Source organism: Rhodothermales bacterium (assembly GCA_039944855.1).
Classification (GTDB): Bacteria; Bacteroidota; Rhodothermia; order Rhodothermales; family JANQRZ01; genus JBBSMX01.
Window position 1 is genome coordinate 52,167 of the sequence record JBDUXZ010000023.1, and the last position, 11,926, is coordinate 64,092.

The 11,926-nt window shown below is 69.7% G+C and carries 8 protein-coding genes; 1 reads left to right on the plus strand and 7 read right to left on the minus strand.

The features are described from left to right. Positions 1-90: 90 nt before the first annotated feature. From ABJF88_12450 to ABJF88_12460, 3 genes are all read right to left on the minus strand, one after another. The gene (locus tag ABJF88_12450; GenBank protein MEP0547736.1) at positions 91-792 is read right to left on the minus strand and encodes a T9SS type A sorting domain-containing protein; all 702 of its coding nucleotides are present in this window, start codon (positions 790-792) and stop codon (positions 91-93) included. Between the two features lie 538 nt (positions 793-1,330). Beyond that, the gene (locus ABJF88_12455) at positions 1,331-3,088 is read right to left on the minus strand and encodes a T9SS type A sorting domain-containing protein (GenBank protein ID MEP0547737.1); all 1,758 of its coding nucleotides are present in this window, start codon (positions 3,086-3,088) and stop codon (positions 1,331-1,333) included. A 47-nt stretch (positions 3,089-3,135) separates the two neighbouring features. Then, complete coding sequence (locus ABJF88_12460) at positions 3,136-6,228, minus strand: TonB-dependent receptor (protein ID MEP0547738.1); 3,093 nt, start codon at positions 6,226-6,228, stop codon at positions 3,136-3,138. Positions 6,229-6,486: 258 nt separating this feature from the next. Here ABJF88_12460 and ABJF88_12465 point away from each other — a divergent pair, with 258 nt between their 5' ends. Beyond that, positions 6,487-7,767, plus strand: coding sequence for an MFS transporter (locus ABJF88_12465; GenBank protein ID MEP0547739.1), 1,281 nt, complete (start codon positions 6,487-6,489; stop codon positions 7,765-7,767). 5 nt (positions 7,768-7,772) lie between these two features. Here the strand turns inward: ABJF88_12465 and ABJF88_12470 are convergent, their stop codons facing one another. The 4 genes from ABJF88_12470 to tsaE form a co-directional block, all read right to left on the minus strand. Next, on the minus strand, positions 7,773-8,471 hold the full coding sequence (locus ABJF88_12470; GenBank protein MEP0547740.1) for an HAD family hydrolase: 699 nt from the start codon (positions 8,469-8,471) through the stop codon (positions 7,773-7,775). An 89-nt stretch (positions 8,472-8,560) separates the two neighbouring features. Next, positions 8,561-10,102, minus strand: a complete 1,542-nt coding sequence (gene rho / locus ABJF88_12475; protein MEP0547741.1) for a transcription termination factor Rho — start codon at positions 10,100-10,102, stop codon at positions 8,561-8,563. An 80-nt stretch (positions 10,103-10,182) separates the two neighbouring features. Continuing rightward, positions 10,183-11,490 carry a Mur ligase family protein gene (locus ABJF88_12480; GenBank protein MEP0547742.1) on the minus strand — a complete coding sequence of 436 codons (1,308 nt, stop codon included), beginning with the start codon at positions 11,488-11,490 and terminating at the stop codon, positions 10,183-10,185. Continuing rightward, a complete protein-coding gene (gene tsaE, locus ABJF88_12485; GenBank protein ID MEP0547743.1) occupies positions 11,487-11,924 on the minus strand; it encodes a tRNA (adenosine(37)-N6)-threonylcarbamoyltransferase complex ATPase subunit type 1 TsaE in 438 nt (145 codons plus the stop codon). Before tsaE ends, ABJF88_12480 begins: the two co-directional genes overlap by 4 nt. Positions 11,925-11,926 lie beyond the last annotated feature (2 nt).

Below are 11,926 nucleotides of genomic sequence, written 5' to 3' on the forward strand. Positions count from 1 at the left end.
GCGTGGTGGAATGACGTAGGGGCGACCGGCCGGTCGCCCCTACCGAGGGCGGTGCAGAAAAATACGGCGCATCGCCGGTGCCGGGGAGAATCAGCGCACGAGCGTCACGCGGCGCTCGACGGTGCGCTCGCCCGCCGTCGCGCGGACCACGTACGTCCCGTCGGCGAGGCCGGCGGCGTCGAGCGTGAACGGGTGCGCGCGGCCGCTCGGCAGGATTCCGCGATGCAGCGTCGCCACGCGGCGGCCGTTCGTGCTGAACACCTCAATGGCTACGTCCTGCGGGCTCGCGAGCGTGAGCGTCAGCGTGGTCGCGTCGGCGAAGGGGTTGGGGAACGCGGCGTCGAGCGCGAGCGCCGCCGGCTGCGTGTCCTCTTCGTTGGCGGTCGCGTTCACGATGTTCATCCGCCACCCCATCTGTTGGTGGATGGCGCACTGGTAGTAGAGCAGGCCCGGCGCCGTCATCGGGACGGTGAAGACGAGCTGCTCGTTGCCCGTAGCGCCGCTGTTCGTCACGCCGTCGGTGAACTCGCCCGCGCCGCCGCCGCTCGCGCTCGTCGAGAGGTAGAACGGGTGGATGGCGGAGACGCTGTTCATCTGGAAGACGTAGGTCTGCCCGCGCGTCAGCGTCAGCTCTTGCCCTTGCACGCCGTCGAGGGCGTACACCTCGAAGCGGGCGCTGGGGTTGGGGTGGTTGGTGTTCGAAACCACGGCGACCTGGAAGGTCGTCTGGGCCTGCGCGACCGGCAGCAACAGGGCGAAGAGGAGCGGGACGAAGACGTAGCGGTGTTTCATGGGCACCTCGCGAGATGAAGGGGAGGGCCAACATAGGCAATCCGCTCCCGCGTGGTGCGACCGCCCCCCGAGCCCATGTCACGAATGGAACGGTGGCGTGCCATGCGCCGGGGCGGGCACTTCTTCTCGGCCCCGCGCAAAAAAGGAGCGCCGGACCCGTCACGGCCCGGCGCTCCCCAGTCACAGCCCGCTCGACCTCTATCCATCACCAGCGTCACCTGGCGCTCTCACGGACTGTTGGGTGCGATACCCGCGAGCGGGCATCTACACGCAGCCAAAACGGCTGATGTGCTGTCATTGTTACGCCGTGCAAACGGCGGACCATTCCCGGCAGCGCCGGGAGCCCCGCCCCCCGATACGAAAGGGTGTGGGAGTATGGAGGTATGGAAGTGTCTCTTCCGCTCGCGTTGCGAGGCCCCCTCCACCCCCACGCTCCCCTCGCCTATACACAAAGGCGGACGCCGGCCTCCCTCCCACGAAGAGACCGGCGTCCTGTCTGGCTATACCGGGAGGTACAGCGCAGGTATGGTGCAGACAGTTAGCGGACGACCGCCACCTTCTGCGTTGCCGTCGCCGTGTCGGTGGTGAGGCGGACGAAGTAGACCCCCGTCGGCAGCGACGCGGCGTCGAAGCGGACCGTCGTGGTGCCGGCTGCCTGCGGGCCGGCGGCGAGCACGGCGACTTCGCGGCCGAGCATGTCGTAGACGGCGAGCGTGGCCGTCTCGGCGCGGCCGAGCTCGAACGTCACCGTGGCGGACTCCGCGAGCGGGTTCGGATAGACCGACGCCAGGCCGAAGCCCGTCGGCGCAGCGTTGCTCTCGTTCGGGACGGCCGGGCCGCTGAGGTACCCGTTCGTCGCGAGGACGGACCAGCCGGCCAGCCACGTGGCCTCGCCCGGCGCGAAGGCGCCGAGGTAGTCGACCGCCGTGAAGAAGTCGTCGGCGCCGTCATCGTCGAGCGCGTCGAAGCCGAAGCTGGCGGCGTTGACGACCGGGCTGCTCGCCGTCGGGCGGGGGTCGAGGTCGGAGCCGCGGGCGCGGCCGGAGAGGTTGACGAGCTGCGGATCGGAGAAGAGGTTCGAGGCCCCGATCAGGGTCTCGATTTCCGACTGGCGCGCGGGCGTGTTGTCGCTGTCGTCGTTGACGATCGCGGCGAACGTGGTGCCGTCGCCGAAGCCGAAGAAGTAGTTGTTCCGGATCGTGAGGTCGTCGGCCTCGGTGTTCTGGCCGAACCGGTTCTCCGTGTCCTCGCCGCTGGAGAGGGCCTCGAGGTCGAGCGCGGACTGGGGGAAGTCGACGAGGATCGAGTTGTAGATCTTGCCGCCGGTGTTGTCGCGGAGCTGGAGCGCGGCGGAGTTGCCCTCCTCGCCGAGCTGCGTGATGTCGGCGTCCTCGCCGGCCCCGATGCAGGTGATGTTGGAGTAGATCGGGATCGAGAACGGCGTCGCATCCTCGCCGCCGAGGCTGGAGACGCCGCCGTCGTTCTCGAAGCAGCGGCCGGCGTCGGCGCCGGGGGTGTTGAGCGAGAGGCCGAACTGGAAGCGGCCCCGGAAGCCGCGGTCGGTGTCGAACGTGTCGTCGCCCGAGAAGGCGCCGACGAGGTACTTCGCGCTCACGGTCCCGCCGAAGAACTCGAAATTGTCGTCGGAGTTGGCGAAGACCTCGACGTACTCGACCGTCGTCCCACGGCCGACGGCGCCGAAGGTGATGCCGTTGATCTCGCTGTCGGTCTCGAACCCGAAGCCGCCGTGGCGGACGGAGACGTAGCGGAGGATGCCCGAGCTGTCCTCGTCGTCGCAGACGAAGCCGGGCGAGCCGTCGCAGCCGAAGCGGGTGTCGTCGGAGGGCGGGATGCCTTCGATGTTGGTGACGCCCGGCGTGGCGTTCGTCGTGGCGCGGCCGAGGAGGATGAGGCCGCCCCAGAGCGCGCGGTCGAACTCGTCGAGGTCCGTGGCGATGGAGACGTTGTCGGCCTCGGCCGTCATGATGATCGGGGCGTCAGACCGGCCGTCGGCGATGAGGTCGGCGTCGACCATCACGACGAGGCCCGAGGCGAGGTCACCCGTCGCGGGGGAGGGCACGGCCCGGCCTTTGATGATGGTGCCGGGCTGGATCGTGAGCGTGACGTTCGGGCGGACGTAGATGAGGCCGTCGAGGAGGTAGACGTTGTCGGCGGTCCAAGTCGTGTTGGCCGCGACGTCGTTCGTGACGGTGACGGTGGGCGCTTGCGCGGAGGCGCGCGGGGCGAGCATGAGGAGGCTCAGCAGCGCGAGGAGGGGGGCGGTAGAGAGTCGCATGGTGGTCGGCTGGAGGTAGCGGGTGAAGGGAGGAGAGCGGGAAGGGGTCAGGGGCCCGAAACGGAGCCGTGGATCGACGGGGCGGGCACGGCCGGAGCGGCGGGGCCAGAGATGCCGAAGCCGGGCGAGAACGTGATGCCGATCGAGAAGCTGGTGCCCGGGTTGTATTCGAGGAAGGGGACGACGTCCTGGTCGATGTCGTAAACCTCGCGGTACGACGAGTTGAGGACGTTCTTCGCCGTCGCCTTGACGACGAACCGGTCGAAGAACTCCTGCGAGACGACGAAGTCGAGCTGGGGCGCGGACGCCTCGTACACGTCGGGGAGCGGGTTGCCGACGCGCGAGAGCCGGCGGCCGGCGACGTTGAAAAAGACGCTCGCCGTCGTGCCCCGCGCGAAGTCCTCGTACGAAAGGTTGGCGTTGAAGAGGTAGGGCGACTGGCCCTGGAGGTCGCGCGTGTCGTCGGCGCCGGGGTCGACGGCGCGGCGTGCGGCGAGTTCGCGCTCGGTGATCGTGATGCTGGACTGCGCAACGGAGAGGTTCGCCCCGAGAGAGAGCCGCTCGCCGAGGACGCCGCCGAGCCCGAACGAACGGAGCGGCTGACGGAGCTCGAACTCGGCTCCGAGCACCTGTGCCTGCTCCACGTTCGCGAACGACGTCGAGCCGTTCTCGGGGTCGATGATCACGCGCTCGATGGGGTTCGCGAGGTCCTTGTAATACCCGCTCACGGCGAGGACGCGGCCGGGGCCGTTGAACCACTCCCAGCGGAGGTCGAGGTTCGTGATCAGCGTCCGCTCGAGGGCGGGGTTCCCGATGAGCGCGCCGTCGGAGGCGAAGTCGAACGTGGCGACGGGGGCGACCTCGCGGAACGTCGGCCGCGCGAGCGTCCGCGTGGCGGCGGCCCGGAGGTTCATGTCGTCGGAGAGCGCGTAGACGAGGTTCAGCGCCGGGAGCAGGTCGTTGTACGTGCGGTCGGTGCCGAGGAAGTACTGCCCGTCGATCGTCACGACGGAGTCGGCCGGCGTGTCGTCCTGCGCGAGAGCGCCGGTGGCGACCATGAGGCTCGACCCCTCGTAGCGCGCACCGACGATCGCGCGGAGCCGGCCGAGCGGGACCTCGATCATGGCGTACCCGGCCCCCACGTCGAAGGCGCCGCTGTAGCTGTTCTGGTCGCGCGTGGCGTCGATGAGGAAGTGGCCGAACTCGTAGCGGTCCGGCACGCCGTCGCCGTCCTGATCCCGCGTGCTCACGATGCCGACGTTGCCCGGCGCGAGGTACGCCGCGATCGAGTCGCCGCTGACCCCGCCGAGCTGGGCCGTCCGGTTGTTGAGCTGGTAGAAGAAGAACCGCTCGTTGTATGCGCGGTCCGTTTGCTCCACGAGGCCGCCCACTTTGACTTCGGCGCCGCGGCCGAGGAAGCGGAAGGGCACCGTCACGTCGACGGCCCCGCTGCCGAGGGTCTCGTCGAGGTCGCGGAAGTAGCGCTGGGGTCCGGGCGGCGTCCCGCTCGCGGTGAACACCTCCGACACGTTGCCGTCCTCGTCGGTGCGCTCCTGCGTGCGGACGGCGAAGAAGCGGAGGTCGGGCTGGTCGAGCCGCGTGTTCGAGTAGTTCCCGCGCCACGCCACCTCGGCCCCGCCGAGGCGGGGGATGTTATGGCGGCCCCGAAGCTGCGCCGAGGCCAGCGTCCGCTCCTCGTACCCCGCCACCTGGTCCACGACGCGGGCGCCGTTCGAGAGGATGTTGTCGACGCCGTCGAGCACGCGCGCCTCCGACTCCGTGGTGTGGGAGAAGAGCGTGTTGAGGTTGAACTCGTTGTAGGCCCCGAGGCGGAAGGCGACGTTCGCGAGCCCGCCGAGCTTCGCCTCGCGCGTCGAGCGCCGGTCCGTGCGCACCGTCGTCGTATCGACCGAGAACGCGCCCGTCGGGTTGCCCGCGTCGTCGCTGAGGCCCTGAACTTCGATGCGGCCGAGCGTGCCCTCGTCGTAATAGCTCACGCCCTGGTCGGCCGTCGCGCTGACGACAAAGCCGAGGAGGTTGCGGCCGAGCGGGATCTGGTTGCCCACCGTCAGCCCGAAGCTCCCGTTCAGCGGGAGGGTCCCCTCGACCGGGGCGATCTGCGCCGGGAGCGCGTTCGAGAGGTCGTTGAGGCGCTGCGAGGCGGCGGCGTTGTCGCGCACGAGCACCTGCGCTCCGTCGGGCCCCTCAACGAGGGAAGTCGGGGCGAGGAAATCCTCGCGCCCTGTGTTCGAGAGAAGGTCCGGCATGGCGAGGGCGCCTGCGCCGAAGCGGAACGGGCTCGCGCCCTGCACGGGATCGACGAGGTACGCATCGCCCGGAAGGGCCTGGGACGTGAAGCCGGTCGAGGCGGAGAACGAAGCGGAGAACGCGCCGGGGAACGACTTCGTCGAGATGTCGACGAGGCCGCCGGAGAAGCTGCCGGGCTTGTCCGGCGTGAAGGTCTTCAGCGTGACGATGTTCTCGAGGAAGCTCGACGGGAAGAGGTCGAACTGTACGGCGCGGCGGTCGGGGTCGGCCGTCGGGAGGACGGCGCCGTTGAGTTGGGTGTTGGCGTAGCGGTCGCCGAGGCCGCGGACGAACACGTACTGCCCGCCCTGCACGGACGCGCCGGTGACGCGCTCCATGGCGTCGGCGGCGTCGGAGGAGCCGCTCTTCGAGATCGTCTCGGCCGAGATCGCGTCGCTGACGGCGGCGGACTTCTGGCGGTCTTTGAGGAGGGCCGCCTCGTTGTTGCGGATCGCCTCGGCCTCGACGACGACCTCCCCGCCTTCGAGTTCGAGCGCCTGCTCGGAGAGCGCGAGGTCGATCGTCGTCGTCGCGCCGCTCGTGACGGTGACGCCGGTGACGCGCTGCGTGTCGTAGCCGAGGTAGGAGAAGACGAGGTCGTAGGTGCCGGCGGGCACACGCGCGATGCGGTAGTCGCCGTCGAGCCCGGTGGCGCCGCCGAAGCCCGTTCCGTCGACGAGCACGTTGACGCCGATGAGCGTCTCGCCCGTCTCGCCGTCCACGACGACGCCGGCGACCGTGCCGGTCTGGGCGAGGGCGGCCGGAGCCGCGGCGGCGAGGAAGAGGAGGAGCCCGAGCCGGATCGGCGGGCGGACGGTGCGTAACAAACGCACGGGTGACGCGGTAGGGAGGGCCATGGGGGAGGGTTGTTCAGTGGGAGGGAGCGCAGTGGGAGCCCCTCTCCCATCGCTCGGCCGCAACCTAGCCGCCCGGCATTACGACGCTGTTAGCACGCCGTTACCGTAGTGTTACCCGCTCCGTCTTCACCGGCCGTTCACGTCCGCTTGGTCCGGCGTATCGTGGGATGTTGAGGCCCGGTGCAACTTTTCGCGGGGCCGGGCTTTCCGAACCCTCGTTCCAACAGATTTCCCTTGGCCACCCCCTCCCTCCGCACCTACGGCATCCTCCTCTCGCTCTGGCTGATGGTGTTCACCGCCGCCAGTCAGACGATCATCGTCACCCCGATCCTCCCGCTCATCGGCGACGAACTCGGCGTGGCGGAGGCGCTGCTCGGGCTCCTCGTGACGGTGTACTCCCTCGCCCTCGCCGTCGCGGCCGTGGTGATGGGGCCGATCTCGGACCGGATCGGGCGGCGGCAGGTGCTCCTCATCGGCTCGGGCACGCTCGCGGTGATGCTGCTCCTCCACGGCCTCGTGCAGACGTTCACGGGGCTCCTCTTCGTCCGCGCGCTCGCGGGCGCGGCGGGCGGGATGCTCAGCGGCGCCGCCGTCTCCTACGTCGGCGACTACTTCCCGTACGAGCGGCGCGGGTGGGCGACGGGCTGGGTGATGAGCGGCGTCGCGTTCGGCCTCGTCATCGGCATCCCGCTCGGGCGTGTGCTCGCCGCGGCGTCGAGCTTCCGCATGCCGTTTCTCGCGTTCTCCGCCCTCATGGCCGCCGCGTTCGTGCTGATCTGGCGCGTCGTCCCACAGCCCGACGTCGAACTCGACCCGAACCGCGTGACGGTCATGGGCTCGCTGCGCCGCTACCGCGACCTGCTGAAGGTGCCGTCGGTGCGCGTGGCGTCACTGACGTTCTTCCTGATGTACCTCAGCCTGAGCCTGCTCATCGTCTACCTCCCGCAGTGGCTCACGGCGAACTTCGCCCTCGGCATCGAACTGTTCGGCCGGCCGCTGCAGATCGCGGGCGCTGACATCGACTTCATCGCGACGCTGTTCCTCGTCGGTGGGACGGCGAGTGTGCTGACGGGGCCGGCGGCGGGCACGCTCTCGGACCGGATCGGGCGGAAGCCGTTGATTCTGGCGTCGTGCTTCGGGTTAGCCGTGGTGACGGCGGGGCTGACGTTCGCCGTGACGGAGCGGTGGGTGGCCTACCCGCTCTATATCGCCATCATGGGCCTGTTCTCGATGCGGATGTCGCCGCTGCAGGCGCTCCTGACGGCGCTCGTGCCGGACCGGCTGCGGGGCACGCTGATGTCGCTCGCGATCGCCTTCGGGCAGGTCGGCACCGGCATCGGTGCGAGCATCGCGGGGCTGGCGTACGGCGGCTACGGCTACCGTTCGACGACCCTCCTCTCGACGGCGACGATCCTCGTGATGGCGTGGCTCGTGTGGCGCTTCCTCCCCGAGCCGGACAGCCCCGACGCCGTCGCCGCGCAGGCCACGGTCGTGACGGAGATCGCCGAGGTGTGACCGCGTTACAGGTCCCGGACCGCGCGCTCGACGTCGTTCACGTCGTGGATGACGACTTCGGCGCCGGCGGCGAGGAGCGTCTGCCGGTGGGCGTCGGCGGGGAGGTACGGCGGGACGACGCCCACTGCGCGGAGCCCAGCCGCCCGCGCTGCTCTCATGTCATCGACGGTGTCGCCGACGTAGACGGCGTCGGCCGGGGCGATCACGCTCCCGCCGCGCTCGCCGAGTCGTTCGAGGGCGACTTCGAGCGGGTACGGGTCCGGCTTCTCGCGCCCCGCCTGCGTCTCCATCCCCACGACGACGGGGAAGAACCGCGCCCAGCCGAAGCGGTCCAGCGTCCACCGCGCTTCGCGCTCCTGCCGCCCGGTCACGAGCGCGAGGTCGCCCACGCTAGCCAGCCGTTCCAGCGTCGCCGTCTGCATCAGCGGCGGCTCCTCAGCGATCAGTCCGTCCCAGTCCGCGCCCCGGTAGCGGAGGTTAAAGGCGTCCACGACTTCGGCGTACGGCATTTCCACGCCGGCCTCGCGGACGAGCGTGTGCGTGAGCACCCAGTCGTTGTTGTAGCCGCCGCGGTCTTTGTACGCCTGCACGTCGGCGGGTGTCACCGTGCGGCCGGAGAGGGCGGCCGTCGTCTCGATCACGGCGCGGCGGAACGAGCCGGAGACGTCGACGAGCACGCCGTCCATGTCGAAGAGGAAACGCATGAGTCGGGGGTCCGGTGTCGAGGGTCGGCGGGTGTCGGTCCATCAGGCTCTTTCCGACTCCTGACCCCCGACTCCTGACCCTCAACGCACTACGAGTTCATCGTGGCGAGGAACTCGACGTTGCTCTTCGTGCCGCGCATCCGGTCGAGGAGGAAGGTCATGGCCTCGGTCGGGTTCATGTCGGCGAGGAAGCGGCGGAGGATGTGGATCCGCTGCAGCTTCTCTTCGGGAACGAGGAGCTCCTCGCGCCGCGTCCCGCTTTTGAGGATGTCGATGGCGGGGTAGATCCGGCGATTCGCGAGCTCGCGGCTGAGCACGAGCTCCATGTTGCCGGTGCCCTTGAACTCCTCGAAGATCACGTCGTCCATCCGGCTGCCGGTGTCCACGAGCGCCGTCCCGATGATCGTCAGCGAGCCGCCTTCCTCGACGGCGCGGGCGCTGCCGAAGAACCGTTTCGGCCCGCGGAGCGCGCCGGCCTCGAGCCCGCCCGACATCGTCCGGCCCTGCCCGGTGAACACGGCGTTGTGCGCCCGCGCGAGCCGCGTGATCGAGTCGAGCAGGACGACGACGTCGCGCCCGCTCTCGACGAGCCGCTTCGCCTTCTCCAGCACCACGTCCGCCACCTCGACGTGCCGCGCCGCCTCCTCGTCGAAGGTCGAGGCGATGACCTCGCCCTCGACGTTGCGCTCGAAGTCGGTCACTTCCTCGGGCCGCTCGTCGACGAGCAGGATGAGGAGGTGGACGTTGGGGTAGTTCGTCGTGATCGCATTCGCGATCTTCTGGAGGAGGATCGTCTTGCCCGTCTTCGGCTGCGCCACGATGAGCCCGCGCTGGCCCTTCCCGATGGGGCAGAAGAGGTCCATGATCCGCGTCGAGTACTCGTCTGCCGTCGTCTCCAGCCGCAGCGGCTCCTCGGCGAAGAGCGGCGTGAGGTGGTCGAAGTCCACGCGCTCGACGACGGCGTCGGGCTCGCGGTCGTTGATGGAATTGACGCGGATGAGCGCGAAGAAGCGCTGGCCCTCTTTCGGCGGTCGGATCTCGCCGTCGACGGTGTCGCCTTTCTGGAGGCTGAACCGCTTGATCTGCGACGGCGAGACGTAGATGTCGTCGGCGGAGGGGAGGTAGTTGAACTCGGCGGAGCGGAGGAAGCCGTAACCGTCGGGGAGGATTTCGAGCACGCCGACTTTGCGGAGCATCCCTTCGAGCGGCGTCTTCGAGGGGTCGAAGTCGCGCATGTAGGCCGGGTACGCGTCCGAGATAGGCTGCCGACCCCGGTCGCGCCCGCGGCGCTCGGTCCGGCGTGGGCGCTGCTCGCGGGCCTGGGGCGGTGGTGCTGGCTCGGCACGCGGCTCGCTCGGCCTCGGCGCGCGCTCGGCGCCCTTCGGCGCGGCGGACTCGGACTGGCCGGCTTCGGGGCGGCTGGCCTCGGGCCGGCTGCGGCGGAGGCCGCGCGCCGAAGGGCGCCGCTCAGCCACGTCTTCATCGCGGTCGGCGTCGGCGACGGCGTTGGCCTCGAGGATCTGGTAGATCAGGTCCTCTTTGCGGAGGTGCGAGTAGTCCGGGATGTCGAGGTCGCGGGCGATCCGTTGCAGCTCGGCGACCTTTTTGCGCTGAAGGGAGGTGATGTTCATGAGAGGGGCCGGTTACGCACGGCCGGGGGGAATCAGAGAGGGGACGAGGAGAGGGCGAGCGCCCGGAGCCGAAAGGCAGGCTAGGAAGTCGAGCGCGTTCCGAGCGCGGTGCGGGCCGCGGCGACGGTCAGGTGAGATCCGGTAACGAGCAAGCTGTCGGCCGCCCCCGCGTGCCGAACGAACCAGTCGATCCCTTCTCGGACGCCGCCGACGTCGACGACGCGTAGCCCGCGGAGGAGGAGCGCCTCCCGCAATAGACGTAAAGGTACGGCACGGGACGAAGGGAGGGGCACCGGGAGGACGATTACGTCTCCTTCGACCATCCCGTCGGTCATCGCATGGAGGTCTTTGTCGCGCATCGTGCCGAAGAGCACGTGGAGTTGCCCACGCCGGAGCCCCCCTGCGAAAGCGAGCGAGGCCCGCAGCCCATCTGCGTTATGGGCCACATCGCTCAAGATGAGAGGAGTTGCGCAGAGTAATTCACAACGGCCGGTTAATCCGCTATGTTTCCTCACCTTCAAGAGCCCTTCGTAAATCGGTGCCGCGTCATGCGCTGCTGCGGCCACGACGTGTTCCGCCGCACGTACGGCGAGCGCGGCGTTCCACACCTGGTGCCGCCCCGGCAGCCCGATCTCTAACTCCGCGTACGTCCGCATCGGCGTGGTCAAGTCCATGACGAGCCGGTCCGGCTGCACGTCCACGCGGCCCACGTCGACTTCGTCCTGCACGCGCACGAACGTCGCGCCGCGCGCCTCGGCCGTCTCGCGGATCGCCGCCGCGACGCCGTCGCCCTCGGCCGCCGTCAGCAGCGGAACGCCCGGCTTCGCGATGCCCGCCTTCTCCCGCGCCACGGCTTCGAGCGTGTCGCCGAGCAGGTCAGCGTGGTCGAGCCCGATGTGGGTGATGAGCGCGAGGTCAGGCCGGAGCACGTTCGTCGCGTCGAGCCGCCCGCCGAGGCCGACTTCGATGACGGCGAGGTCCACGTCCATCTCGGCAAAGTAGAGGAAGCTGAGCGCTACGGTGGCTTCGAAAAAGCTCGGCTCCGTGGCGACGAACGCGGAGCCGAGGCGGGCGACGGCGTCGGCGATCCAGCCGTGCGGGGCGGGGACACCGTCGAGGCGGAGGCGCTCGGCGAGGTCGTGGAGGTGGGGCGAGGTGTGGAGCCCGACGCGGAGCCCGGCCGCCGTCGCGATCGACGCGACGAGGGACGCCGTCGAGCCCTTCCCGTTCGTGCCGGCGACATGGACGCTGCGGAACCGCTCGTGCGGATTGCCGGCCGCGTCGAGGAGGGCGTGCATCCGCTCCAGCCCCGGCTTGAACGCCGCACTGCCTTGGTCGGCAAAGCGCGGGAGATCGAGCAGGAGGGCTTCGGCCTCGGGCCAGGTCATCGCGCCACCTCGATCCGCCGCCGGTCCCCGCCGAGGTGCGTCAGCCGTAGGCGGAGCGCGTGGTCCGGGACGAGCGGCTCCACCCGCTCCGGCCACTCGACGAGGCAGACGCCGTCGCCGAAGAAGTAGGTCTCGTAGCCCAGCTCGAAGAACTCCTCCGTCCGTTCGATCCGGTACGCGTCGATGTGGTAGACCGGGAGCGCGCCGTCGTACTCGTTAACGAGCGTGAACGTCGGCGAGCTGACGGACGCGGCGGGAATGCCGAGGCCGGCGCAAAGCCCTTTGACGAGGTGCGTCTTGCCTGCGCCGAGGTCTCCGTAGAGCGCGAGCACGTCGCCGGGCTGCAGCACGCCGGCGAGCCGCTGCCCGAGCGCGACGGTCTCATCAGGCGAGGCGGACTCGGCAGGCAGGAGGTCGGTGAGGGCAGCGGTCATCG

Bases quoted from the DNA above. Each gene is read 5' to 3' on its own strand.
- ABJF88_12450 (MEP0547736.1), bottom strand. From the start codon at position 792: ATGAAACACCGCTACGTCTTCGTCCCGCTCCTCTTCGCCCTGTTGCTG.
- ABJF88_12455 (MEP0547737.1), bottom strand. From the start codon at position 3,088: ATGCGACTCTCTACCGCCCCCCTCCTCGCGCTGCTGAGCCTCCTCATG.
- ABJF88_12470 (MEP0547740.1), bottom strand. From the start codon at position 8,471: ATGCGTTTCCTCTTCGACATGGACGGCGTGCTCGTCGACGTCTCCGGC.
- rho (MEP0547741.1), bottom strand. From the start codon at position 10,102: ATGAACATCACCTCCCTTCAGCGCAAAAAGGTCGCCGAGCTGCAACGG.
- ABJF88_12480 (MEP0547742.1), bottom strand. From the start codon at position 11,490: ATGACCTGGCCCGAGGCCGAAGCCCTCCTGCTCGATCTCCCGCGCTTT.
- tsaE (MEP0547743.1), bottom strand. From the start codon at position 11,924: ATGACCGCTGCCCTCACCGACCTCCTGCCTGCCGAGTCCGCCTCGCCT.